Here is a 23,252-nt window from a genome sequence, read left to right on the forward strand (position 1 = left end):
TGGGAATCCGGCGGTGCCGTGCGGGCCAGCGTCCGGGGTGGGTGTGGGGGGAAGGATCGGCCGAACCGCGTTCGCGCGTCAATCCCCCCCGCGACGAGTGGGGCCGTACCGGCACCGCGTCGATAGCATGGGTTCCGATTCACGACGAACGCAACGAGGAGAGGGCCATGAACATCGTATCGACAGGCACGCGGCGCAACGCGTCGCTCGCCGGATAAACGGAGCGGCACGATGTACCGCCATCTGCTCGTGACGGTCGACGGCGCGCCCGGCGGCATCGACGCGATCGGCCATGCGCTCGAACTGGCGCGCGCGGTCGGCGCCCGGGTCACGTTCCTGCTGACCGGCGCCGCGCCGGCCTCGCGTTTATCCGGAGCGCGGCTGCCGGAACACGGTGCGAAAGTGGAAGCCGCCGCGCGGGCGCAGGGCTTGTCCCATGTGATCGCGGGGGCCGGCCATCCGGGGGCCGGCCTTCCGGGGGGCGGCGACGCGGCACCTGCCGCGCTGGCGGCCGAACTCGGCTGCGACCTGATCGGCGTTGCGGCGCTGCCGCACGATGCCGATGCGGCGGCCTGCGCGCAACGGCGGCACCTGCTCGCGACGAGCGGTGTCCCGGTGCTCGTGTGCACGTCACGGCGCACGCCGGCCGAGGCGCGCGTGATGGCGCGTTGCCTGGATGCGCATCGCGCGGTCGGCGAGTTGCTGCATGCGCTGATGGCGTTCGGCGTGGACGCGGATGTGGACGTGGATGCACAGCAGCAGCGACAAGCGAGCGACGCGCAGCGTGCGCTGGCATCGCTCGCCGCGTTGCAGCGCGCCCGTGTCGGCACGGCCGCCGAAGCGCAGCTCTTCGCGGCATTGCGCGTGCGCGCGGAGTGCGTCGCGGCCGAACTGGACGAACTCGACCGCCAGCGGCAGCGCGATACGCAAGCGCTCGATGCGCTCGAGCGGATCGCCGCGGACGGGCTGCCGTCGGCCGCGTTCGACGCGGCGCTCGCCCGTTATGCGCACGGCGCGTTCGAGCAGATGGGGCGGATGGAAGGCGTGATTTTCCCGGCCGCGCGACGCTACCTGGGCGACGCGGACTGGGCCGGACTGGACGACCCGCTGGCGAACGGCGCAGCCGCGACGCCGCCGGGCATGAACGAACCCGACGATGCGCGGCGCGCATCCGACTGACAACATACGGAGAACACGATGGCACATGCAGTGCGATTCCACGAAACCGGCGGCCCCGACGTGCTGCGCTGGGAAGCGGTCGACGTCGGCGAGCCGGGCGCCGGCCAGGTGCGCCTGCGGCACGAGGCCGTCGGACTGAATTTCGCCGACACGTATTTCCGCAGCGGCCTGTATCCGGTGCCGTTGCCGGCCGGGATCGGCGTCGAGGCGGCCGGCGTGGTCGATGCGGTCGGCCCCGGCGTGACGAACGTCGCCGTCGGCGACCGCGTGACCTACACGGGCTTCCTGAACACGCTCGGCGCGTACAGCACCGAGCGGCTGATCCCCGCCGCGCCGCTCGTGCGGCTGCCGGCCGGCATTTCGTGCGAAACGGCCGCGGCGATGACGATGCGCGGCCTGACGTCGGCCTACCTGCTGCGCCGTATCCACGCGTTCGCGCCGGGCGACACGATCCTGCTGCACGCGGCCGCCGGCGGCGTCGGGCTGATCGTGTCGCAATGGGCGAAGCTGCTCGGGCTCACGGTAATCGGCACGGTTTCCAGCGAGCACAAGGCCGCGATCGCCCGCGCGCACGGCTGCGACCATACGATCGACTACAGCCGCGAGGACGTCGCGAAACGCGTGCGCGAGCTGACGGACGGCGCGGGCGTCGACGTCGTGTTCGACAGCGTCGGCAAGGACACCTTCGAAGGCTCGCTCGATTCGCTGAAGCGGCGCGGGCTGATGGTGTGCGTCGGCACCGCGTCGGGCCCGATCCCGCCGTTCGATCCGCAGCGCCTCGCGATGAAGGGCTCGCTGTACCTGACGCGCCCGGCGCTGGCCGACTACATCGCCGATCCGGCCGAGAAGAACGACCTGGCCGGCGAACTGTTCGCGCACGTCGCGGCCGGCCGCATCAGGATTGAAATCAACCAGCGCTACGCGCTGCAGGATGCCGCGCAGGCGCACCGCGATCTCGAATCGCGCAAGACGACCGGTTCGTCGGTGTTCATCGTCTGAGGAGACGCGCATGCGAGTCGAACCCCTGACCTGCGCGCTGGGCGCGGAACTGCTGGACGTGAGCCTCGCCGACGCCGTGCACGACGACGGCCTGTTCGCCGAGATCCGCGCGCAGCTGCTGCGGCATCGCGTGCTGTTCCTGCGCGACCAGGACATCACGCGCGCCGAGCACGTCGCGTTCGCGCGGCGCTTCGGCGAGCTCGAGGATCATCCGGTCGCCGGCAGCGACCCGGAACACCCGGGGCTCGTGCGGATCTACAAGTCGCCCGACCAGCCGAACGACCGCTACGAGAATGCGTGGCACAGCGATGCGAGCTGGCGCGTGGCGCCGCCGTTCGGCTGCGTGCTGCGCTGCATCGACGGTCCGCCGGTTGGCGGCGACACGATGTGGGCGAACATGGTGCTCGCCTACGAGCGCCTGCCGGACCACGTGAAGCAGCAGATCGACGACTTGCGCGCGCGCCACAGCATCGAGGCGAGCTTCGGTGCGGCGATGCCGATCGACAAGCGCCTCGCGCTGAAGGCGCAGTACCCGGACGCCGAGCATCCGGTCGTGCGCACGCACCCCGAAACCGGCGAGAAGGTGCTGTACGTGAACGCGTTCACCACGCATTTCACGAACTACCACACGCCCGCGCGCGTGCGGGTCGGGCAGGATGCGAATCCCGGCGCCGGCCAGCTGCTGCAATACCTGATCAGCCAGGCATACATCCCCGAATACCAGGTGCGCTGGCGCTGGACGAAGAACAGCGTCGCGATCTGGGACAACCGCAGCACGCAGCATTACGCGGTCATGGACTACCCGCCGTGCGTGCGCCGGATGGAGCGCGCGGGCATCGTCGGCGACGTGCCGTTCTGAGCGCGCTCGCACCCTAACCGATTCGCCACGCCGAACAACGCGCCGGGCCCGCCGCCCGGCGCGGCGGGATACGCACGCCCGTACGCCTGCACAAAAACGATTTCCACTGGAGGACGACATGCAATTTCTCGACGATTCGCTGCACCCGGAAAACCAGGACAAGGTAGTCATCACGGTCGCGCCGTATGGCCCCGAATGGATGCCCGCCGATTTTCCGGAAGACATTCCGGTGACGATGGACGAGCACGTGCAGAAGGCCGTCGACTGCTACAACGCGGGCGCGACGGTGCTGCACCTGCATGTACGCGAACTCGACGGCAAGGGCAGCAAGCGGCTGTCGAAGTTCAACGAGCTGCTCGGCCGGCTGCGCGAGGCGGTGCCCGACATGATCCTGCAGGTGGGCGGCTCGATCTCGTTCGCGCCGGAAGGCGACGGCGCGGAAGCGAAATGGCTGTCCGACGACACGCGCCACATGCTCGCCGAGCTGACGCCGAAGCCCGACCAGGTGACGGTCGCGATCAACACCGTGCAGATGAACATCACCGAGCTGATGAACCGCAAGGACATCGCCGGTACGTCGCTGAACGAAGCCGCGCTGTGGGACGCGTACCGCGAGATGACCGTGCCGGCCGGCCCCGGCTGGGTCGACGAGCACCTGCGCCGCCTGCAGGCGGCCGGCATCCAGCCGCATTTCCAGCTCACCGGCATGCATGCGCTGGAAACGCTCGAGCGGATCATCCGCCGCGGCGTCTATCGCGGCCCGCTGAACGTCACGTGGGTCGGCATCGGCGGCGGCTTCGACGGCCCGAATCCGTACAACTTCATGGAATTCGTGCGGCGCTGCCCGGACGGCGCGTGCATCACGCTCGAATCCCTGATGAAGAACGTGCTGCCGATCAACACGGTCGCGATGGCGCTGGGCCTGCATCCGCGCTGCGGGATCGAGGACACGATCATCGACCAGAAGGGCAACCGGATGACGTCGGTGCAGCAGATCGAGCAGTGCGTGCGGATCGCGCGCGAACTCGGCCGCGACATCGCGACCGGCAAGGAAGCGAAGGCGATCTACCGGATCGGCGTGCAGTACGACGGCATCGACGAGACCCTCGCGCAGCTCGGGATGGCGCCGAACCGCCGGCCTGGCCAGCCGAACGTGCCGCTGCGGGCCGCCTGACGCGCCGCGCATCCGCGCATCCGGGCCCGCGGCCATGACGGCCGCGGCCCGCCGATCGTTGTGGCGTGGCACCCATCCCCGCGCGTGATGCGGGGGCGGACTCCGGTCAACGGAGCGGGGCCACGCAAGCCGCGCCGGAGCACGACCGCTCCGGTGCCGGAGGAGACACGCATGCTGATCCATCATGTCGAGCCGTCGATCCAGGACGCCGCCGCCGCCGGCCGGCGCGCGCCTGCCTATGCGTGGCTCGTGTTCGGGCTGACCGTCGGCCTGCTGCTGTCGGACTACATGTCGCGGCAGGTGCTCAACGCCGTGTTCCCGCTGCTCAAGCAAGCATGGGCGCTGTCGGACACGCAGCTCGGTTCGCTCTCCGGCGTCGTCGCGCTGCTGGTCGGGCTGCTGACGTTTCCGCTGTCGGTGCTCGCCGACCGCTTCGGGCGTGTGCGCAGCATCGTGCTGATGGCCGCGCTGTGGAGCGTCGCGACGCTCGGCTGCGCGCTGTCGACTCATTACACGGAGATGCTCGTCGCGCGCGGCCTCGTCGGGCTCGGTGAAGCCGCGTACGGCAGCGTCGGCGTCGCGCTGATCCTCAGCATCTTCCCGGCGCGGCTGCGCGCGACGCTGACCGGCGCGTTCATGGCCGGCGGCGCATTCGGCTCCGTGTTCGGCATGGCGCTCGGCGGGCTCGTCGGCGCGCATCTCGGCTGGCGCTGGTCGTTCGGCGTGATGGCCGCGCTCGGCATCGTGCTGCTCGTCGCGTATCGCTGCGTCGTGACCGAACGGCGGCTCGCCGCATATCGCTCTGAATTCGGCACCGAATGCGGCGCCGAACCCTGCCGGCGCGACACCGACACGCCGCGCGACCTGCGCGGCAGCGTGCGCGTGCTGATGTCGGGGCTGTTCGCGTCGCGTTCGGTGATCTGCGCGTATCTCGGCAGCGGGCTGCACCTGTTCGTGCCGGGCGCGCTGTTCGCATGGCTGCCGAGCTACCTGAACCGCTACTACGCGATGGCGCCCGACCGCGCGGCCGTGCTCGCCGCCGGCTTCGTGCTGCTCGCGGGTATCGGGATGGTCGGCTGCGGGATCGTCACCGACCGCGTCGGCAAAACCGACGGCAAGCGCAAGTGGCTGACCGCGATCGCGTATTGCGTGCTGACCGGCGTCTGCCTCGCGGTCGCGTTCCGGCTGCCGCCCGGGCCGCTGCAACTCGCGCTGATCTGCGCGGGCATGCTGGTCGGCGCGGGCGCGTCCGGTGCGTCGGGCGCGATGGTCGCGAACCTGACGCCGGCCGCGATCCACGCATCGGCGTTCGCGACGCTCACGCTCGCCAACAACCTGCTCGGCATGGCGCCGGGCCCGCTGCTGACGGGGTGGGCCGCCGATCGCGCCGGCCTCGTCGGCGCACTCCAATGGATTCCCGTCGTGCCGCTCATGGCCGCCGTGCTGTTCGCGATCGGACGCGCGAGCTATGTGGCCGACCTCGCGCGCGTCGAACGCGAACGGCGCGCGTCCAGACTTTCCTGAACGCTTCGGAGGCTGCATGACCCTGACGACCGCACCCACCATCCTGATCGTGCCCGGCTTGCGCGATCACGTCGAAGACCACTGGCAGACGCACCTCGAACGACGCCTGCCGAACGCACGCGCCGTCGCGCCGCTCGAAGCCGACAAGCTGAGCCGCGCCGCACGCGTCGCGGCGCTCGATGCGGCGCTGGCCGCGATCGACGGCCCCGTGATCCTCGTCGCGCACAGCGCGGGGGTGATGATTGCCGTGCACTGGGCGCGGCAGGCCACGCGCAAGATCCACGGCGCGCTGCTCGCGGCGCCGGCCGATCTCGATACGCCGATGCCCGCCGGTTATCCGGCGCCCGACGCGATCGACGCGAACGGCTGGACGCCGGTACCGACCGGGCGGCTGCCGTTTCCGAGCATCGTCGCCGCGAGCCGCAACGATCCGCTCGCGCGCTTCGAGCGCGTCGAAACGCTGGCGGCAGGGTGGGGCAGCAGGCTCGTCGATCTCGGCGAAGTGGGGCACCTGAATCCGGCGTCGGGGTATGGCGAGTGGCGTGATGCGGAACGGTTGATCGGCGAGGTGAGGGCGTTGGGTGAACGTCATTCCGGCTTGACGGATTGACACTCCGACCTCTTTGCCGGCTTCAGAACCTCTTCGGCAATCCGTCGAGTGCTATGATTATCGGCAACGTGGCCGCGTCGTGAGATATATGCGATAAGCGGCTGATTGTTATTGTTTTTTTGAGCGGAAAACTGCCATGGCTCCCAAAAGAAAAGTGCTGTACGGGGTCGAGTTGAAACCCCGCACGATCATTCGTCCCACGACGGAGGTCAAGGCTTCGACGGAAACCGAGAAATGCGACGTACTTCGGGCAGCACGAAAAGTCATTTCCGAGCATCGGGACGTACTGATCGCGTTGAAGGATCGCTGACTTGCTGGATCTCGACTACGTCATCACGATCCACGACGAGATCATCCGGGATCTCGGCGGTCTCAGCGGATTCGCGCATGCTGGTCGGGGCGGTGTCGAATCCGCCCTGCACCGAGTCGAAAATCATGCCCATTACGCGGGCCTCGATGACGTGTTCGGCATTGCAGCGACTTATGCCACTGCGATCGCGCGCGGGCATGTGTTCAATGATGCAAACAAGCGCACCGGCCTGACTTGCGCGTTGACGTATATGGAACGGCAGGGTATCTCGATTCCTCGTCTCGCCGATCTCGAAGACCTCATGGTCGACGTTGCGGACGGCAGCGTAACGAGTGAAGAACTGGCCGAATATTTCAGTGCGATCTGGGAATTGTCGCTGTCCCGTTGAAAGCCTGATCCGCCGGATCATTCCCTTGCACCCTTGGTAAGCGGCGGTCACTCGGCCGACGCATCGGGCCTCGCCCGGCCCTGCATTCATCCTGCGAAATACGCGGGTCGAACCTGCTCGGCACACCGACCCCATTGTGCACCCCTCGACATACGATGTCTTAGTACACGTCACTTCTCGCGCTGCGACAATCCCCGAATTCCATTTCGCTTTTTGAATTACGCCGCCACGTGAAGGTGTTTGTCAGGGAAAATCCCGCCCCGGCCACCTCGGTTTTTTGTTGACCGACATCGTATAACGCCGTCATGATTTCCTGAAAAGAAAGGTCCCATCCACCGACCGAAGTGAGGAGACATGAACGCCACCACGATCGCTCGCCGTGTCCGCCGGATCGCACTTGCCGTGGGCTTCACGCTGTCGGCCTCGGCAGCCGTTGCCGCCCCCGTATCGCTGAACATCGTCGATGTCGCGGGCAACCTGCAGCTCACGCAGAAGGCCATCGAAGCCTTCAGGGACAAGAACCCGACCCTCGTGTCGAGCGTCACGTTCACGAACGCGCCGGCGCCGCAGCTGCCGGGCAAGATCAAGGCGATGCAGGCGGCGGGGCGCGCCGACATCGACCTCGTGCTGACGGGCACCGACGCGCTGGCCGCCGGCATCGAGCAGAACCTGTGGCTGAAGGTGCTGCCCGACAACGCGGGCGCATTCCCCGGCGTGCTCGACCGGTACGCACCCGGCCCGCGCAAGATGCAGGACCTCGCACAGGGCTTCGGCCTCGAAGTCACCTACATGCCGGCCGGCCCGCTGCTCGAATACAACCCGGCGAAGGTCAGCGACCCGCCGAAGACGCCCGACCAGTTGCTCGCGTGGTGCAAGGCGCACCCGAACAAGCTGATCTACGCGCGCCCGGCGAACTCGGGCCCCGGCCGCACGTTCCTGATGGGGCTGCCGTACGTGCTCGGCGACAAGAACCCGCAGGACCCGATCAACGGCTGGGACAAGACCTGGGCGTTCCTGAAGCAGCTCAACGACTGCGTCCCGTACTACCCGGGCGGCACGTCGGCGGTGATGAAGGAGCTCGGCGAAGGCACGCGGGACATGACCGTGACCGTCACCGGCTGGGACCTCAACCCGCGTGCGCTCGGCATCGTGCCGGCCGAGTTCCGGGTCCAGGCGTTCGACAACATGACGTGGGTCAACGATGCGCACTACATGGTGATCCCGAAGGGCGTGCCGAAGGACAAGCTCGACGTGCTGTTCAAGCTGATGAACTTCCTGCTCGAACCGGCGCAGCAGGCGATGACCTACGACGACGGTTACTTCTATCCGGGCCCGGCGGTGAAGGGCGTGACGCTCGAGATGGCGCCCGCGCACAGCCAGGAAGTAATCCGCAAGTTCGGCCGCCCGGAATACGCGAAGCTGCTGGCGGATCGCCCGCACGTGCAGCCGCTCAGCGCGCAGGCGATGGTCGCCGCGTTCCAGAAGTGGGACCGCGAGATCGGTTCGCAGAAGTCGAAGTGACGCATGGGCCGGCGGGCGCCACGGCGCCCGCGTCGATGGAGTTCGCGCAATGAAGCAGAGTTTCGAACGGCTGCGACTCGATGGCGTCAGCCGCAGCTTCACCAATGCGGAAGGTGCGCAGGTCGCCGCGCTGAACGGGCTCGACCTCGAGATCCGGCGCGGCGAGTTCATCGCGCTGCTCGGCCCGTCGGGCTGCGGCAAGTCGACCGCGCTGAACTGCATCGCGGGGCTGCAGCCGCTCACGAGCGGCGGCATCTGGCTCGACGACACGCGCATCGACGTGCTGCCCCCCGAGCGCCGCGGCTTCGGGATGGTGTTCCAGAACTACGCGCTGTTTCCGCACCTGTCGGTGCTCGACAACGTCGGTTTCGGTCTCAAGATGCGCGGCGTGCCGAAGCAGGAAACGCGGCGGCGCGCGCAGCAGGCGCTCGAACTCGTGCAGCTCGTCGGCCACGAGGGCAAGCTGCCCGGGCAGCTGTCGGGCGGGCAGCAGCAGCGCGTCGCGATCGCACGCGCGATCGTCATCGAGCCGCCGCTCGTGCTGATGGACGAACCGCTGTCGAACCTCGACACGAAGCTGCGCATCGAGATGCGCGCCGAGATCCGCCGCATCCACACGCAGCTCGAACGCGCGACGATCTACGTGACGCACGACCAGGACGAGGCGCTGTCGATGGCCGACCGCATCGTCGTGATGAAGGAGGGCGTCGTACAGCAGGTCGCGACGCCGAAGGACGTCTACACGCGCCCGCACAACCTGCACGTCGCGCGTTTCATGGGTTATCGCAACGTGCTGCCGTTCACACTCGACGGGATGGCCGGCGGCCACGTAAACGTCAGCGCCGCAGGCGTGCGGCTCAAGGGCGTGCCGATGGCCGGCTTCGACGCGAAGGACGTCGCGGTCGCGCTGCGTCCCGACGACATCGAGCGCGCGGCAGACGGCGCCGACAACGCGTTCGACGCGACCGTCGAAACGGTCGAATACGGCGGCCGCGATTCGCTGATCCGTGCGGCCACGCCGTTCGGCCCGATCTGGGCGCGCGTGGCCGGCGAATTCGCGGAAGGCGAGCATTTGCGGTTATGTGTTGCGCCGTCGCGCACGCTCGTCTATGCGGGAGACGCGTGATGAACGGCCGCCGCATCGCGCGCACCGCAACGCGCCACCGGGAGGCCGCGTGAGCACGCTCCCGGCCGGCGGCACACCGCGCGACGCGAAAGCCTGGCTCGTCGCGCCCGCACTCGCGTTCATCGTCGCGCTGTTCGTCTATCCGTTCGCCTACGGTCTCGCGCTGTCGTTCCAGCCGATGAACGGCGGCGGCGCGCTCGCGAACTACGTGCAGTTCTTTACCGACACCGCGATGTGGCCCACGGTGCTCGTCACGCTGAAGCTGGCGGTGCCGGCGACGCTGCTCAACGTCGGCGTCGCCGTACCCGTCGCGTTCGCGCTGCGCCGCAATTCGCCTTACCAGAAGTTCGTCACGACGCTGCTCGTGATTCCCGTCACGCTCGGCACGGTGCTCGTCGCCGACGGGATGCTCACGTATTTCGGGCCGAACGGCTGGTTCCCGCAGGCGTTGCAGGGGCTGCACCTGTACACCGACGAAGTGCGCCTCACGCACAACTACTGGGGCGTGCTGCTGTCGCTGATCGTGTCGGGTTTTCCGTTCGCATTCCTGCTGATGCTCTCGTACATCAGCGGCATCGACCCGACACTCGCGCGCGCGGCGGCGACGCTCGGCGCGAACCCGTGGCAGCAGTTCCGGCGAATCTACCTGCCGCTGCTCGTGCCGGGGCTCACGATGGCCGCGTGCCTGTCGTTCGTACAGGCGTTCTCGGTGTTCCCGTCGGCCGTGCTGCTCGGCGCGCCGGCCGGGCCCACGCGCGTGATCTCGATCGCGGCGGCGGAAGCGGCGTTCGAGAGCTACGACTATTCGCTCGCGTCGGCGATCGCGATCGTGATGGGTTTCGTGCAGCTGCTGGTGGTCGCGTCGATGCTCGGCGCGCGCCGCTTCTTCTATACCGGCGCGGTGACGGGGGGCAAGGGCTGATGGCGACCGACAATCATGCCGCCCGCGCGTGGCCGCCGAAGCACGATGCGCCCGATCCGCCCGACGTGCGGCCCGCCGACGCGAGGAAACCGCGGAAGATGGCAGGCCATCTCGCCGGCCGCGCGTGGCACGCGCTCGTCTGGGCGCTGATGGCGTTCTTCCTGCTGAACGTGATGCTGCTGATCGCGACCGTCGCGGTGAACTCGATCGCGACACGCTGGTTCGGCACGCCGCTGCCGCAGGGTTTCACGCTGCACTGGTACGCGAAGGCGTGGGCGGACTTCCAGCTCGCGAGCGTGCTGTGGGTGACCGTCGAGGTCGTCGGCGCGGTCGTGCTGCTGTCGATCGCGCTCGGCGTGCCGGCCGCCTATGCGCTCGCGCGCGTGCAGTTTCGCGGCAAGCGCTTCGCGCTGCTGGTGTTCCTGCTGCCGCTGATGGTGCCGCCCGTCACGTACGGGATCCCGATGGCCACCGTGATGTACAAGGTCGGGCTCGCGGGCACGCTGCCCGGCGTGATCCTCGCGAACCTCGTGCCGGCGCTGCCGTTCGTGATCCTCGTGATGACGCCGTTCATCGAGCGGATCGATCCGAATCTCGAAGCCGCCGCGCGCATCTTCGGTGCAAACACGTGGCGTTATTTCCGCCATGTGCTGCTGCCGCTGCTCGTGCCCGGCATGCTCGCGGCGGGGCTGCTCGTGCTGGTGCGCACGATCGGGATGTTCGAGCTGACCTTCTTCACCGCGGGGCCGAGCACGCAGACACTCGTCGTCGCGCTGTATTACGCGGTGTTCTCGACCGGCGTGCGCGCGCCACAGTCGATCGACGCGATGGCGATGATCTACATGGCCATCACGCTCGTGTGGGTGGTCATCGCGCTGCAGTTCGTGAGCCCGACGCAACTCGTGAGCCGCGTGAAGCAGGAGCGGCAGTAGGGGCTGGCGAAGCGGAGGGGCGATCGCGCCCGTGCAATTGGTTACAAATGGATACCGCGCACGATACGCGGACGTTGCAGACTACGCGGCGTTCACCCGATAACGGATATCCATGAAGTTCCAGACGCTGCTGACACTCGCCGGTGCATCGACCCTCCTGGCCGCCTGCAACCTGCTCCACGACGGCCCCGGATCGGGCGACGTCGATGCCGCCGTGCGCCGCGCGCTCGAGGCGGAAAACCACGGCGGGCTGAACGCGCTGTTCGGCCAGCCGCTGCCCGTCTCGGCCGATGTCGTGTCGGCGAAGCCCGACGGCGACTGCAAGAAGGTCGGCGATCGCACCTACTCGTGCGACGTCGTGGTCACGTGGCGCAATACCGACTACAAGCCGTCGCGCGCGAACCTGACCTTCGTGAAGGCCGCCGACGGCTCGTGGCAGACGTCCGGCGTCGACGCGGCGATCGTGACGGGCACCGCTAAATCGCTGGTCGACCAGATCGGCAAGGCATGGCCCGGCAACGCGGCAAGCGGCGCGTCGGCACCGCAGTGACGCGGTGACCTGCGAGGGCGACGGGCGGGGCGTTTCCCTCCGGTAATACGCGGCCTGTCGCGACCGAACGCCGCGCCACGCCTTCCGCCCACTTCACGCCACCGACCGATTGCCCGCAAGCGCATCGCCGGATGCACCGGGGCTGGCGCACCGCGACCGGGCTGGTGGCTGGACACGGTTGCCGGCAGCGCCAATGCGGCACGAACCCCGCAACCGGTCGACCCATCCTGTTCGATCGACACTCAGGCGCGGACTGGCATGGAAAAAGGGCGCGAGCATCGTGTCCGCGCGCGACCGAATGCATCCTCGGTATGCGGGCCGACTTATAGGGAAAACCCTAATTTCGAGATATAATCACGGCCTAAGTGATAGGTCGAACCATGCCTGAACGTTTCCAAACCCTTGAAAAATTTGTGTTTTCCCTCGTCGTGATGTCCGCAGTCGTGTGCTCGGCATTCCTCGCGTACGAGCGTCATCCCGAGATCAAGATCGCGCTGCACGAAGGCGAAGCGCTGATGCGCGAGAGCGCCAAGTATTCGGTCATCTGCTCGCCGTCCAAGGTCGATCCTTGCGTCGAGATGTCCGCTTACTGAAACGCGCGCATTCGGGTCGGGATCAGCGCGCCGGGTGGTGCGCCGCAGCCAAAGCCGGCGAGATCCAGTGCGCGGCCCGACCAGCGTCAGGCCGGCCCTGCAGCATCGGCGGCCCGAGTTCCCTGACGTAGCGCTCATCAGGCATTCAGAAGCCCGCTGCAAGACAGGGCGGATGCATGAACCCGATGCACAAACCCGCTACGTGCCGGGTCACTGGCGTAAGCAACTCCCGATCCAAAGCCCCGCTTCGAGCAATCGAGCGGGGCTTTTCTCGTAGAGCCGTCGAAACGATCCCCGCGGCTGCGCATCACACGACATGCGTCGGAGCGCCCTCGACGAACGCGGCGACATTGTCGACGAGCTGATCGGCAAGCGCCTGCATTGCCTCGTCGCTCGCCCACGCGACGTGCGGCGTCAGGATGAACGCCGGATGCGACAGGATCGCGTGGAACGGATGCGCGGCCGGCAGCGGCTCCTGCGTGACCACGTCGAACCCGGCGCCCACGATCTGCCCCGACTGCAACGCGTCGACGAGCGCGTTTTCATCCACGAGCCCGCCGCGCGCGGTATTGATCAGCAACGGCCGGCGTGCCATCCGCGCGAACGCGGCCGCGTCGATCAGGTGTCGCGTTGCGGGCGTGAGCGGACAGTGCAGCGTGATCACGTCGCTGTCCCGAAGCAGCGTGTCGAGCGGCGCGTAGTCGTCCCCCGACGCATCGCCGTGCGCGGCGAACCGTACCCGCATGTCGAGCGCGCGCGCGATGCCGGCCACCGCGCGCCCGAGCACGCCGTCGCCGACGATCCCGAGCGTCGAGCCGGCCAGGTCGCAAATCGGATGATCGAAGAAGCAGAACTGCCCGCTGTCGAGCCAGCGCCCCGCGCGCACCGCGTCGCGGTACGCGACGAGGCTGCGGCGCAGCGCGAAGATCAGCGCGAACGTGTGCTCGGGCACCGTGCGGACCGCATACCCGCGAATGTTGCTCACGACGATGCCGTGCGCGGCACACGCGTCGAGATCGACGATGTCGGTGCCCGTCGCGGCGATCGCGATCATCCGCAGGCGCCGCGCGTCGGCAAGCGCCGCCGCGTCGAGCCGCACCTTGTTGGTCACGACGATGTCCGCGTCGCCGATGCGTGCAGCGACTTCGTGCGCGGCCGTCCGCTCGAACGTGCGCAACACGTGCGGAAACGGGAACGGCTTCAGCACGGTTTGCGGTGACAGCGTCGCGCGGTCGAGGAACACGATCGTCGCGGGAGAGGAAACGGAAAACATGGCGGGCCTCGCTGGCAGGCGCCCGGGGCGGGCGCGGAACGGGTTCGATTCTGCCGGCGGCGCGCGGGCCGTCGTTTGACCGTTGTGCGAGTGCGCTTTCCCGGATGGAAAGGCTGGCGCACCGCATATGTGAACGGACGCGGCGCACGCCTTTCCGTTTCGGAAAGGCTGGTTGAGCATCGATCGATTTTCGCCGGGCGGGAACGCCGTCATGATCGCCGTCATCGACAACACGCTTTCATCGGAGACAACCATGACACGGCCCCTCGACGGCATCCGCGTGCTGGAACTCGGACAACTGATCGCCGGCCCGTTCGCGGGCCGGATGCTCGCCGAATTCGGTGCGGACGTGCTCAAGGTCGAGCCGCCCGCGCTCGGCGACCCGCTGCGCAAATGGCGGCTGCTGCACGACGGCACGTCGGTCTGGTGGGCCGCGCAGTCGCGCAACAAGCGCTCGCTGACGCTCGACTTGCGCACGCCCGAAGGGCAGGACGTGGTACGCCGCCTCGTCGAGGAAACCGACGTGCTGATCGAGAACTTCCGGCCCGGCACGCTCGAGGGCTGGGGGCTCGGCTGGGACGCGCTGTCCGCGATCAACCCCGGGCTCGTGATGCTGCGCGTGTCGGGCTTCGGCCAGACGGGCCCGTACCGCGACCGTCCCGGCTTCGGCGTGATCGCCGAGGCGATGGGCGGCCTGCGGCACCTGACCGGCGAGCCGGGCCGCACGCCGGTGCGCGTCGGCATCTCGCTCGGCGATTCGCTGTCGGCGCTGCACGGCGTGATCGGCGTGCTGCTCGCGCTGCGGCATCGCGAGCAGCAGGGCGGCAAGGGGCAGGTCGTCGATGTCGCGCTGTACGAGTCGGTATTCAACATGATGGAAAGCCTGCTGCCCGAATACTCGGCGTTCGGTGCCGTGCGCGAGGCAGCCGGCAGCAGCCTGCCCGGCATCGCGCCGACCAACGCGTATCGCTGCCGCGACGGCCGGTATGCACTGATCGCCGGGAACGGCGACAGCATCTTCCGGCGCCTGATGGAGCTGATCGGCCGGCCCGATCTCGGCAACGATCCCGCGCTCGCGCACAACGACGGGCGCGTCGCGCAGGTCGAACGCATCGACGCGGCGATCGGCGCGTGGAGCGCGCGGCACGATCTCGACGCGGTGCTGGCCGCATTGAACGACGCGCGCATCCCGTCCGGGCGCATCTACGACGTGGCCGACATCGCCGCCGATCCGCATTACCGCGCGCGCGACATGCTCGTCGATGCCGCGCTGCCCGACGGCACGCCCGTGCTCGTGCCCGGCATCGTGCCGAAGCTCGGTGCGACGCCCGGGCGCATCGAGCGCCCGGCGCCCGCGCTGGGCGCGGATACCGACGCGGTACTCGAAACGCTCGGCATCGATGCGGCGACGCGCGGCGACTGGCGCACGCGCGGCGTGATCTGAACCCGAACCAGGAGACGACATGAGCGGGCAACGCACACGGCTCTACATCCACGAAGTCGCGACGCGCGACGGTTTCCAGAACGAAGCGGCATTCGTCGACACCGACGACAAGATCGCGCTCGTCGACGCGCTGAGCGCCTGCGGCTACGCGAAGATCGAGGTCACGTCGTTCACGTCGCCGAGGGCGATCCCCGCGTTGCGCGACGCCGAGGCCGTGATGCACGGCATCGCGCGCGCACCGGGTGTCGTCTACACGGTGCTCGTGCCGAACGTGCGCGGTGCCGAGCGCGCGCTGTCGTGCGGCGTCGACGAAGTGAACCTCGTGATGTCGACGAGCGAAAGCCACAACCGCGCGAACCTGCGGATGACGCGCGAGCAATCGTTCGCGCAACTGCGCGACGTGATCGACGCGGTACGCGGCACGGGTGTCGCCATCAACGTCTCGCTGTCGACCGCGATGGGCTGCCCGATGGAAGGGGACGTCGCGGCCGAGGGCGTGCTCGCGTGGATGCAGCGCTTCGCGGATCTCGGCGTGCATGGCGTCACGCTGTGCGATACGACGGGCATGGCGTTTCCGTCGCAAGTGCGGGAACTGTCGGCACGTGCGCGCGAGCGCTTCGGCGCGCTGCAGCTCACGCTGCACTTCCACAACACACGCGGGATGGCGCTTGCGAACACGCTCGCGGCACTCGACGCCGGGATCGACCGCTTCGACGCATCGCTCGGCGGCCTCGGCGGCTGCCCGTACGCGCCGGGCGCGACCGGCAACGCGTGCACCGAGGAACTCGTGCACATGCTCGAACTCGACGGCTACGATACGGGCGTCGATCTCGCGGCCGTGCTGGCCGCGTCGGCGCGGCTGCCGGCGCTGATCGGCCATGACGTGCCGAGCCAGATCCTGAAGGCCGGGCGCCGCTCGGACCTTCATCCGCCGCCGCGCGCGGACGCCGGCGACATGCCCGCGCAACGCGCTTTCTCGTGAACGACCAACCGGAGCGAACCTCATGGCACTGATTGACCACCTCGACCATCTCGTGCTGACCTGCGTCGATCCCGACCGGACGACGCATTTCTACACCGAGGTGCTGCAGATGCAGCTCGAAACCTTCGGGGCCGGCCGGATCGCGTTCCGCTTCGGCAACCAGAAGATCAACCTGCACGTGCGCGGCGCGGAGTTCGAACCGAAAGCGCATGTGCCGGTGCCCGGCGCGCTCGACCTGTGCTTCATCGCGTCGGTGCCGCTCGACGACGTGATCGCGCACCTGAAACGCGTCGAATGGCCGATCGTCGAAGGGCCCGTCGAACGCACGGGCGCGACGCGGAAAATCCGCTCGGTCTACGTGCGCGATCCCGACCTGAACCTGATCGAGATCTCCGAGCTGATCTGACTCGATCCGACCGCCGGCGCACCGTCGGGCATCTCGTGCCATCGCGCATGCGGCCCGGATCGTACCGGTGCGGCCTCCTGCCGCGTCGATCTGCCGCCGAAAACGGACAGCCGGTTTCCGCGCTCGCCGATTCCGGATAGCCGGCCCGTGCCGCGCTGCGGATAATGCGTGCTTCGGCGACTGAGAAGCCGCCTTCGCACCGGACGCAACGCCTGCGTCCGCGCTTCCGCAACCCGACCCGAACGATTCCGATGACGATCCTCTATCGCGGCATGGACCGCGCGGCCCTCGACGCCGCCTATCTGAACACGAAGGTGGTACCCGATTTCCCGGCGCTGCTGGCATCGATGCAGGCGCGCAGCGCGGCGCTCTACGACACGACGCGCGGCCGGCGCGACCTGCGTTACGGTGCGCAGCCCGCGCAGCGATTCGACTGGCTGTCGTGCGGTCGGCCCGATGCGCCGCTGTTCGTGTTCATTCACGGCGGCTACTGGCAGCACTGCGCGAAAGAGGATTTCGCGTACGCGGCGAGCGGGCCGCTCGCGCGCGGTTTCGACGTGATACTCGCCGAATACACGCTGGCGCCGGTCGCAACGATGACCGGCATCGTCGGCGAGATCGGTGCGCTGCTCGACTACCTGGCGAACGACCCCGACGCAATCGGTACCGCCGGGCGGCCGATCCACCTGGGCGGCCATTCGGCGGGCGGCCACCTGACGGCCGTGTACCGCGCGCATCCGGCCGTCGTGTCGGCACTCGCGATCAGCCCGCTCGTCGATCTCGAACCGATCTCGCTGTGCGTCCTGAACGACAAGCTGCAGCTCAGCGCGCGCGAAGTGGGCGCGTACAGCCCGTTGCGCCATGTCGGGCCCGGCGCACCGACGGTCGTTGCGGTCGGCGATGCCGAGCTGCCCGAACTCGTCCGGCAGGCACGCGACTATGCGACGGCATGCGAAGCGGCGGGCGAACGGATCGTCCACGTCGGGCTCCCCGGCATGCGGCACTTCGACGTGCTCGACGATCTCGCGAAGCCGGACGGTGCGATGCTCGCCGCGTTGCAGTCGATCGCGCCGCGCTAGGCGCCGTTTTGCGTCGTCGTGCACCGTGTCGCGAGGGGGCGGCCGGGCGTATGATCGGCGTCAGGCCGCCGCGCTGACGGCAAGCACCGGCCTGGCCTCCCCAGGACCCACGACATGGTGAACCCGCTTCATTTCGATCTGCAATCGCTGCGCGTGTTCGCGCTCGTCGCCGAGCACGGCAGCCTGACGAAAGCGGCCGAGCATGGCCAGCTCACGCTGTCCGCAGTCAGCAAGCGCATCGCCGAGCTCGAAAGCGTGACGGGCAGTGCGCTGTTCGTCCGGCATGCGCGCGGTGTCGAGCTGACGCCCGCGGGACGCGCGCTGCTCGACCATGCGGCGAAGGTGATCGAGCAGGTCAACCGGATGGCGCACGAGATGAGCGACTACGTCGCCGGCGTGCGTGGCCACATTCATGTGTGGACCAACACGTCCGCGATCGTCCAGTTCCTGCCCGCCGATCTCGCGGCGTTCCTCACCGACAATCCGGGTATCAAGGTCAGCCTCGAGGAGCGTTTGAGCCACGAGATCGTCGACGCGCTCGCGTCCGGCAAGGCCGATCTCGGCGTGTTCGCCGACAACGTGCCGGCTCCCGGTATCGAACGGCGGCTGTACCGCCGCGACGAACTCGTGCTGCTCGTGCCGCGCACGCACCGGTTCGCCGCGCGCGACAGCATCCGCTTCGCGGACACGCTCGACGAGGACTACGTCGGGCTCAGCGACGGCAGTTCGCTGCTCGCGCGGATGACCGACGCCGCGTTCGCGGTCGAGCGTTCGCTGAAGCTGCGGATCCAGGTATCGAATTTCGATGGCGTGAGCCGGATGATCGAGGCGGGGCTCGGGATCGGCATCCTGCCGCGCGACGCGGTGACCGGCGAGCGCGCGGCGCGGCTCGGGGTCGTGAAGCTCGACGATGCGTGGGCGACGCGCACGCTGTGGGTCGGCGTGAAGGCCGGAACCGTGCTGACGACCGATATCGCGAAGCTGTTCGATTTCATGTCGGCGCGTTGAGGCCTGCCTGCAAGCTGGCGGGAATGGTCGCGGTGCGGCTTCGGGGAAGGGTGATCGTCGGTGCGCATTCGGCTCGCCGCTGCGGGAAGCCGGTGCCGTTGCGGGAAGCCATTCGTAGCAGCCGCACCGGACCGACCGGCGGACGACCGCGAACAGCCGGCGCGTAGTACGGCCCGGATGCAGCCGACAGTCGCGAGCACGGCACGCGCGCAACGCCCGTGCCTGCCGCAAACGCCGGTGCCCGCACACGTCGCCGCCGCGAAGCGCATGCTTCGCCTGGTCGTCGCGGGTTCGTTCCTTGCACTATCGTTACGCCGTTCCCGCTCGTGTCGGCGATGACCGTCGGGCCGGACCAATTGCTGCCCGCCGGACGGGCGGTGTAACCGATCTCTCCGTTGAAGCCGCCCCGTTGAGCAGTCATTTTTCGCACTCGCCACAATATTCCCGCGCCTGAAACGTCTTCAGGAGCATGGAATCGCCACCCACTTCACGCACATGACCGACCCAGACCGCGACATCACCGCGATAGTGATGCGTGAACGAACGAGGCTGGTGAGCTTCATCCGGCGTCGGATTCGCGACCCGGACGATGCCGAGGACATCCTTCAGGACGTGTTTCACGAATTCGTCCAGGCTTACCGGCTTCCGGCGCCGATCGAACAGGTGAGCGCGTGGCTGTTCCGCGCGGCGCGCAACCGTATCGTCGACCGCTTTCGCAAGAAGAAGGAGCAGCCGCTGACCGATCTGTCCGAGGCCGACGACGACGCGGACAGCGAGTACCGGCTGGATCTCGTGCTGCCGGCGCACGATGCCGGCCCCGAAGCAGTCTACGCGCGCACGCTCCTGCTCGAAGCCTTGCAGGATGCGCTCGACGAGCTGCCGGCGAATCAGCGCGAGGTGTTTATCGCGCACGAACTGGAGGGCCGTTCCTTCAAGGAGATGGCCACGCAAAGCGGCGTTGCGCTCAATACGCTGCTCGCGCGCAAACGCTATGCGGTCTTGCATCTGCGTGCACGGCTGCAGCTCATTCATGACGAACTGGACAGTATCTAGAGGAGTCGACAAATGAATTTTCGAATCAGATGCGCGGGCAAGGCGGTGCTCGTCTTGATCGCCATAGGCGTGCTCGGATGGGTCGTCATGATGTTGTGGAACTGGGTGATGCCGGCGCTGTTCGTCGGTGCCCGTACGATCGATTTCGCCCGGGCGCTGGGCCTGCTCGTGTTGAGCCGCATCCTGTTCGGCGGCTTCCGCGGACACCACGGCTGGCGCGGCCGGCGCCACTGGCGCAAGTGGGAATCGATGACGCCCGAGGAACGCGAGCATTTCCGCAATGCGTGGCGCTCCGGCGGCGACCGGCCCACGGGAGCGTGAACGTGCGCGAAAAATCCACGGGCGACTGCAAGCAGCAACCGGGCGTGATCGCGCCGGTCGTCGATCTGAAGCGTTGCGAAGGCAAAGCGGATTGCGTCGCGGTTTGCCCTGAAAACGTGTTCGAGGTCGGACGCATCGACCCGGCCGATTACGTCGGCCTCGGCCTGATGCATCGCCTGAAGCTGCGCGTGCACGGCATGAAAGTCGCCTACACGCCGAACGCGCATGCGTGCCGGTCATGCGGACTATGTGTGACCGCGTGCCCCGAGCGCGCCATCACGCTCGCCCGAATCGCATGACAACCTCCGCGTGTCGCCGATATCGAGCGGCCGCGCCGAAACCCTGGCGCAAGAGGCGCGGCCGGATACATCGTCGACGTGATCAATCTCGTCAAGGGACAAACATGGCTTCATCCACCGCCGTTCTTCTGCGACGGCTCCACGAAGAGAGCCGGACCGAAATCATCGCCCGCGCCCGCGCGCAGTTCCCGGGATCGAACGAGGAGCTTCTGTCGTTGGCAGAGGAATACGAAGCGATCGCCCCCCGTCTGCGGGGGCGGTTTCTCGAAACGTTCGGGCTGTTCACCGACGACTTCGACTCCCCGGAAGGCAGCCGGCTATCGTTGGCCGTGTCGCCGGAAACGGGCGGGTTCTTGCGCAACATGGTGCTCTCGCAACGGCCGGCCCGCATCCTCGAACTCGGCAGCTCATGCGGCGTGTCCACGCTGTATTTCGCCGACGCACTGCGCACGTTGGGCCGTGGCGTGGTCGTCGCGACCGAACGCGACCCGCTCAAGTGCGCCCGATTGCGCGATCACGTCGGCACGGCGGGCCTGGATGCCCATGTCGACATCCGGGAGGGCGACGTATTCGAGACCGTTGCCGAACTGGACGGCCACTTCGACATGGTATTCATCGACGTCTGGGCCGACGCCTACCTGAAGTTGTTCACGCAGATCGAGCGCCTGCTGCGCCCGGGGTCGATCGTCCTGGCCGACAACATGTACACGGCCGAGGACGCCGTTCGACCGTACAAGCACTATCTCGATGACGATCCGCGCTTCTCGACCATGACGCTGGATTTTGAATCCGGGATCGAATTCACGGTCGTCGTTTCCCGAGCGGACCTGGCATCGCAGGGCGCTTGCCGAGACGGCGCGCAGTGAAGGGCAGAACCATCGATCGCCGGGCATCTCGCTTCGGATTTCGCGTGCCAGCGGTCGACGCATACGAGCGTTACGTGACCGTAACCGTAGGCGGAAGACACGCCCGTCTGCCGTGGGCCGCCGGGCGACCGATACCCCGGCCATCGGCGAAGCATCAGGAACGACGCGTGAACGCGTTCCCGTGCCCCGCATCGACACACGCTCAAACCGGATTGATCTCGTCCTGGCTGCGCCGCGTCGTCAGCGGCCCGAGCACGCGCAGCGTGACGGCGACAATGCCGAGCGCAACCGAGATCACGCCAAACATGGCGCCCGCGCCGTAACCGCCGAGCACCGGCAGCAACACGAACGGCAGCGCACCGCTGACGATGCGCGACAGCGCATAGGTACTGCCGATCGCCGTCGAACGCACGCGCGCCGGAAAGATCTCCGCCTGGTACACGTGGTACGCGTTGCTGAACACGTTCGACGCGCAGGTCGTCAGGAACCCGAAGCCGACGATCAGCACGGTTTGGCCCGAGTACGCGAAACACAGCCCGAACGCCGCGATCGACAGGATCGACGCAATCACGAGCGTGCGGCGCTCGATCCAGTTGAGCAGCGGAATCGACAGCAGCGAGCCGACCGGATAGCCGATGAACGACAGCGCGATGAACAACGTACTGTCAGTCACGTCGAAGCCGCGGCTCTTCACGACCGTGCCGGCCAGCGTGCCGAAGCCGTAATAACCGAAGCCCTGGAACAGATGAAAGATCGCGAGCATCAGGTAGCGCGCGCCGTACGGTTCGCGCCGCAGCAGCGCGATACGCTCGCCGAGCCCGAGCGGCCGTTGCGGCTCGACCGGTTCCGCGAATTGCTCGGGCACGCGCACGCCGGCGCCGTCCGCGAAGCGCCGCAATGCCGCGTACGCATCGGCGGTGCGGCCCTGTGCGAGCAGCCAGCGCGGGCTTTCCGGCAGCCGGTGCTGGACGAACAGCACGTATACCGCGCCGAGGCTGCCGATCGCGAGGATGATGCGCCAGCCGGCCACGCCGCCCACGTGCAGCGGATTCAGCCACAGCGCGAGGAAACCGACGAGCGGCACCGCGACATAGGAAGTCGTATAGGCCCACGCGGCGAGCCGCCCGCGCTTTTCCTTCGGCAGGATCTCGGACAGGAAGCTGTCGGCAACCGGATAGATCGCGCCGACGCCGATGCCGGTCAGGAACCGGCACGCGACGAGCATGTCGGCGTTCACGGAAAACGCGCCGACCAGCGAGAACGCGCTGTACCACGTGAGCGTCAGCAGGAAGGCCTTGCGCCGGCCGATGCGGTCGGCGAGGCTGCCGAGGCACATCGCGCCGACGAACATGCCGATGAACGCCGATGCCAGCAGCAGCTTGAAATCGGTGCTCTGCCGGCTCAGCCCGTATTCGTTCTGCAACGCGGAACCGATCGTGCTGACGAGGAAGATCTCGTACATGTCGAAAAACAGCCCGATGCCGATCACCCAGACGACGAACCGGTGCAACGCGCCGACCGGCAGGTCGTCCATGAAATCGCCGAGCGTGACGCGGCGGGCGGGGAGGGCCGACCCGGCGGCGCCAGCGCCGGCGGCTGCCGCAGGTCGTGCGGGCGCGGGTTCGCCCGCGTTGCCGCCGAGATCGAGGGAATGGCTGTTCATCGTGTCTCCTGATTATCGGTACGCCGTGGCGCGGGGCCCGGCCGTTCGCGACCGGCGCGATGCATCCGGTCGCACGACGTGGCGGCAGGCACCGCAAGCCCGTTGAAAGGGCCGGACAGGCGGGCTGTACCGATCGTCCGGCACATGGTGGGCAAATCCGCGGCACGTGAT

General features: G+C 68.0%; 25 protein-coding genes. 23 read left to right on the forward strand and 2 right to left on the reverse strand.

Features of this window, described 5'->3' with window-relative positions; genetic code table 11:
• Nucleotides 1–231 precede the first annotated feature (231 nt).
• From VK92_RS02520 to VK92_RS02580, 14 genes are all read left to right on the forward strand, one after another.
• Nucleotides 232–1,179, forward strand: a complete 948-nt coding sequence (locus VK92_RS02520; protein ID WP_048022683.1) for a universal stress protein — start codon at nucleotides 232–234, stop codon at nucleotides 1,177–1,179.
• An 18-nt stretch (nucleotides 1,180–1,197) separates the two neighbouring features.
• The gene (locus VK92_RS02525; RefSeq protein WP_048022684.1) at nucleotides 1,198–2,178 is read left to right on the forward strand and encodes a quinone oxidoreductase family protein; all 981 of its coding nucleotides are present in this window, start codon (nucleotides 1,198–1,200) and stop codon (nucleotides 2,176–2,178) included.
• 10 nt (nucleotides 2,179–2,188) lie between these two features.
• Nucleotides 2,189–3,037 (forward strand): TauD/TfdA dioxygenase family protein, encoded by an 849-nt coding sequence (locus VK92_RS02530; RefSeq protein ID WP_048022685.1) that lies wholly within the window; start codon nucleotides 2,189–2,191, stop codon nucleotides 3,035–3,037.
• A 118-nt stretch (nucleotides 3,038–3,155) separates the two neighbouring features.
• Nucleotides 3,156–4,211: a 3-keto-5-aminohexanoate cleavage protein gene (locus VK92_RS02535; protein ID WP_048022686.1), complete on the forward strand. Its 1,056-nt coding sequence runs from the start codon at nucleotides 3,156–3,158 to the stop codon at nucleotides 4,209–4,211.
• Between the two features lie 171 nt (nucleotides 4,212–4,382).
• Nucleotides 4,383–5,735: an MFS transporter gene (locus VK92_RS02540; RefSeq protein WP_048022687.1), complete on the forward strand. Its 1,353-nt coding sequence runs from the start codon at nucleotides 4,383–4,385 to the stop codon at nucleotides 5,733–5,735.
• Between the two features lie 16 nt (nucleotides 5,736–5,751).
• A complete protein-coding gene (locus VK92_RS02545) occupies nucleotides 5,752–6,345 on the forward strand; it encodes an RBBP9/YdeN family alpha/beta hydrolase (protein WP_048022688.1) in 594 nt (197 codons plus the stop codon).
• 136 nt (nucleotides 6,346–6,481) lie between these two features.
• Nucleotides 6,482–6,655, forward strand: a complete 174-nt coding sequence (locus tag VK92_RS42355) for a hypothetical protein (protein ID WP_155637206.1) — start codon at nucleotides 6,482–6,484, stop codon at nucleotides 6,653–6,655.
• A gap of 1 nt (nucleotide 6,656) precedes the next feature.
• Nucleotides 6,657–7,043: a type II toxin-antitoxin system death-on-curing family toxin gene (locus VK92_RS02550; protein ID WP_048022689.1), complete on the forward strand. Its 387-nt coding sequence runs from the start codon at nucleotides 6,657–6,659 to the stop codon at nucleotides 7,041–7,043.
• Nucleotides 7,044–7,397: 354 nt separating this feature from the next.
• The gene (locus VK92_RS02555) at nucleotides 7,398–8,564 is read left to right on the forward strand and encodes an extracellular solute-binding protein (protein WP_042975123.1); all 1,167 of its coding nucleotides are present in this window, start codon (nucleotides 7,398–7,400) and stop codon (nucleotides 8,562–8,564) included.
• Nucleotides 8,565–8,613: 49 nt separating this feature from the next.
• Complete coding sequence (locus VK92_RS02560) at nucleotides 8,614–9,690, forward strand: ABC transporter ATP-binding protein (RefSeq protein ID WP_048022690.1); 1,077 nt, start codon at nucleotides 8,614–8,616, stop codon at nucleotides 9,688–9,690.
• A 49-nt stretch (nucleotides 9,691–9,739) separates the two neighbouring features.
• The gene (locus VK92_RS02565; RefSeq protein ID WP_048022885.1) at nucleotides 9,740–10,612 is read left to right on the forward strand and encodes an ABC transporter permease; all 873 of its coding nucleotides are present in this window, start codon (nucleotides 9,740–9,742) and stop codon (nucleotides 10,610–10,612) included.
• Nucleotides 10,612–11,544 (forward strand): ABC transporter permease, encoded by a 933-nt coding sequence (locus tag VK92_RS02570; RefSeq protein WP_048022691.1) that lies wholly within the window; start codon nucleotides 10,612–10,614, stop codon nucleotides 11,542–11,544. Before VK92_RS02565 ends, VK92_RS02570 begins: the two co-directional genes overlap by 1 nt.
• Before the next feature lie 112 nt (nucleotides 11,545–11,656).
• A complete protein-coding gene (locus VK92_RS02575) occupies nucleotides 11,657–12,094 on the forward strand; it encodes a hypothetical protein (protein WP_021159623.1) in 438 nt (145 codons plus the stop codon).
• 380 nt (nucleotides 12,095–12,474) lie between these two features.
• On the forward strand, nucleotides 12,475–12,687 hold the full coding sequence (locus tag VK92_RS02580; RefSeq protein ID WP_006497261.1) for a hypothetical protein: 213 nt from the start codon (nucleotides 12,475–12,477) through the stop codon (nucleotides 12,685–12,687).
• Nucleotides 12,688–12,994: 307 nt separating this feature from the next.
• On the opposite strand, the gene VK92_RS02585 is transcribed toward VK92_RS02580, so the two are convergent.
• A complete protein-coding gene (locus VK92_RS02585; RefSeq protein ID WP_048022692.1) occupies nucleotides 12,995–13,960 on the reverse strand; it encodes a D-2-hydroxyacid dehydrogenase in 966 nt (321 codons plus the stop codon).
• 253 nt (nucleotides 13,961–14,213) lie between these two features.
• Here VK92_RS02585 and VK92_RS02590 point away from each other — a divergent pair, with 253 nt between their 5' ends.
• The 9 genes from VK92_RS02590 (at nucleotide 14,214) to VK92_RS02630 (ending at nucleotide 21,418) form a co-directional block, all read left to right on the forward strand.
• A complete protein-coding gene (locus VK92_RS02590; protein ID WP_048022887.1) occupies nucleotides 14,214–15,404 on the forward strand; it encodes a CaiB/BaiF CoA transferase family protein in 1,191 nt (396 codons plus the stop codon).
• Nucleotides 15,405–15,423: 19 nt separating this feature from the next.
• The gene (locus VK92_RS02595; protein WP_048022693.1) at nucleotides 15,424–16,386 is read left to right on the forward strand and encodes a hydroxymethylglutaryl-CoA lyase; all 963 of its coding nucleotides are present in this window, start codon (nucleotides 15,424–15,426) and stop codon (nucleotides 16,384–16,386) included.
• A 22-nt stretch (nucleotides 16,387–16,408) separates the two neighbouring features.
• Nucleotides 16,409–16,792: a VOC family protein gene (locus tag VK92_RS02600; protein ID WP_027787387.1), complete on the forward strand. Its 384-nt coding sequence runs from the start codon at nucleotides 16,409–16,411 to the stop codon at nucleotides 16,790–16,792.
• A gap of 251 nt (nucleotides 16,793–17,043) precedes the next feature.
• Nucleotides 17,044–17,871 carry an alpha/beta hydrolase gene (locus VK92_RS02605; protein WP_048022694.1) on the forward strand — a complete coding sequence of 276 codons (828 nt, stop codon included), beginning with the start codon at nucleotides 17,044–17,046 and terminating at the stop codon, nucleotides 17,869–17,871.
• 114 nt (nucleotides 17,872–17,985) lie between these two features.
• Nucleotides 17,986–18,879, forward strand: coding sequence for a LysR family transcriptional regulator (locus tag VK92_RS02610; RefSeq protein ID WP_021159618.1), 894 nt, complete (start codon nucleotides 17,986–17,988; stop codon nucleotides 18,877–18,879).
• 495 nt (nucleotides 18,880–19,374) lie between these two features.
• Nucleotides 19,375–19,932: an RNA polymerase sigma factor gene (locus VK92_RS02615; protein ID WP_048022695.1), complete on the forward strand. Its 558-nt coding sequence runs from the start codon at nucleotides 19,375–19,377 to the stop codon at nucleotides 19,930–19,932.
• Nucleotides 19,933–19,944: 12 nt separating this feature from the next.
• Nucleotides 19,945–20,253 carry a hypothetical protein gene (locus VK92_RS02620; protein WP_021159616.1) on the forward strand — a complete coding sequence of 103 codons (309 nt, stop codon included), beginning with the start codon at nucleotides 19,945–19,947 and terminating at the stop codon, nucleotides 20,251–20,253.
• 2 nt (nucleotides 20,254–20,255) lie between these two features.
• Nucleotides 20,256–20,552 carry a 4Fe-4S dicluster domain-containing protein gene (locus VK92_RS02625; RefSeq protein ID WP_048022888.1) on the forward strand — a complete coding sequence of 99 codons (297 nt, stop codon included), beginning with the start codon at nucleotides 20,256–20,258 and terminating at the stop codon, nucleotides 20,550–20,552.
• Nucleotides 20,553–20,656: 104 nt separating this feature from the next.
• Complete coding sequence (locus VK92_RS02630; protein ID WP_048022696.1) at nucleotides 20,657–21,418, forward strand: O-methyltransferase; 762 nt, start codon at nucleotides 20,657–20,659, stop codon at nucleotides 21,416–21,418.
• 202 nt (nucleotides 21,419–21,620) lie between these two features.
• On the opposite strand, the gene VK92_RS02635 is transcribed toward VK92_RS02630, so the two are convergent.
• A complete protein-coding gene (locus VK92_RS02635; RefSeq protein ID WP_048022697.1) occupies nucleotides 21,621–23,081 on the reverse strand; it encodes an MFS transporter in 1,461 nt (486 codons plus the stop codon).
• Between the last annotated feature and the right edge of the window lie 171 nt (nucleotides 23,082–23,252).

Source organism: Burkholderia sp. LK4 (assembly GCF_001043615.1).
Taxonomy (GTDB): domain Bacteria; phylum Pseudomonadota; class Gammaproteobacteria; order Burkholderiales; family Burkholderiaceae; genus Burkholderia; species Burkholderia cepacia.

Coding starts and splice junctions, on each gene's coding strand:
- VK92_RS02520 (WP_048022683.1), top strand. CDS start 232: ATGTACCGCCATCTGCTCGTGACGGTCGACGGCGCGCCCGGCGGCATC.
- VK92_RS02525 (WP_048022684.1), top strand. CDS start 1,198: ATGGCACATGCAGTGCGATTCCACGAAACCGGCGGCCCCGACGTGCTG.
- VK92_RS02530 (WP_048022685.1), top strand. CDS start 2,189: ATGCGAGTCGAACCCCTGACCTGCGCGCTGGGCGCGGAACTGCTGGAC.
- VK92_RS02535 (WP_048022686.1), top strand. CDS start 3,156: ATGCAATTTCTCGACGATTCGCTGCACCCGGAAAACCAGGACAAGGTA.
- VK92_RS02540 (WP_048022687.1), top strand. CDS start 4,383: ATGCTGATCCATCATGTCGAGCCGTCGATCCAGGACGCCGCCGCCGCC.
- VK92_RS02545 (WP_048022688.1), top strand. CDS start 5,752: ATGACCCTGACGACCGCACCCACCATCCTGATCGTGCCCGGCTTGCGC.
- VK92_RS42355 (WP_155637206.1), top strand. CDS start 6,482: ATGGCTCCCAAAAGAAAAGTGCTGTACGGGGTCGAGTTGAAACCCCGC.
- VK92_RS02555 (WP_042975123.1), top strand. CDS start 7,398: ATGAACGCCACCACGATCGCTCGCCGTGTCCGCCGGATCGCACTTGCC.
- VK92_RS02560 (WP_048022690.1), top strand. CDS start 8,614: ATGAAGCAGAGTTTCGAACGGCTGCGACTCGATGGCGTCAGCCGCAGC.
- VK92_RS02570 (WP_048022691.1), top strand. CDS start 10,612: ATGGCGACCGACAATCATGCCGCCCGCGCGTGGCCGCCGAAGCACGAT.
- VK92_RS02575 (WP_021159623.1), top strand. CDS start 11,657: ATGAAGTTCCAGACGCTGCTGACACTCGCCGGTGCATCGACCCTCCTG.
- VK92_RS02580 (WP_006497261.1), top strand. CDS start 12,475: ATGCCTGAACGTTTCCAAACCCTTGAAAAATTTGTGTTTTCCCTCGTC.
- VK92_RS02585 (WP_048022692.1), bottom strand. CDS start 13,960: ATGTTTTCCGTTTCCTCTCCCGCGACGATCGTGTTCCTCGACCGCGCG.
- VK92_RS02590 (WP_048022887.1), top strand. CDS start 14,214: ATGACACGGCCCCTCGACGGCATCCGCGTGCTGGAACTCGGACAACTG.
- VK92_RS02595 (WP_048022693.1), top strand. CDS start 15,424: ATGAGCGGGCAACGCACACGGCTCTACATCCACGAAGTCGCGACGCGC.
- VK92_RS02600 (WP_027787387.1), top strand. CDS start 16,409: ATGGCACTGATTGACCACCTCGACCATCTCGTGCTGACCTGCGTCGAT.
- VK92_RS02605 (WP_048022694.1), top strand. CDS start 17,044: ATGACGATCCTCTATCGCGGCATGGACCGCGCGGCCCTCGACGCCGCC.
- VK92_RS02610 (WP_021159618.1), top strand. CDS start 17,986: ATGGTGAACCCGCTTCATTTCGATCTGCAATCGCTGCGCGTGTTCGCG.
- VK92_RS02615 (WP_048022695.1), top strand. CDS start 19,375: ATGACCGACCCAGACCGCGACATCACCGCGATAGTGATGCGTGAACGA.
- VK92_RS02620 (WP_021159616.1), top strand. CDS start 19,945: ATGAATTTTCGAATCAGATGCGCGGGCAAGGCGGTGCTCGTCTTGATC.
- VK92_RS02630 (WP_048022696.1), top strand. CDS start 20,657: ATGGCTTCATCCACCGCCGTTCTTCTGCGACGGCTCCACGAAGAGAGC.
- VK92_RS02635 (WP_048022697.1), bottom strand. CDS start 23,081: ATGAACAGCCATTCCCTCGATCTCGGCGGCAACGCGGGCGAACCCGCG.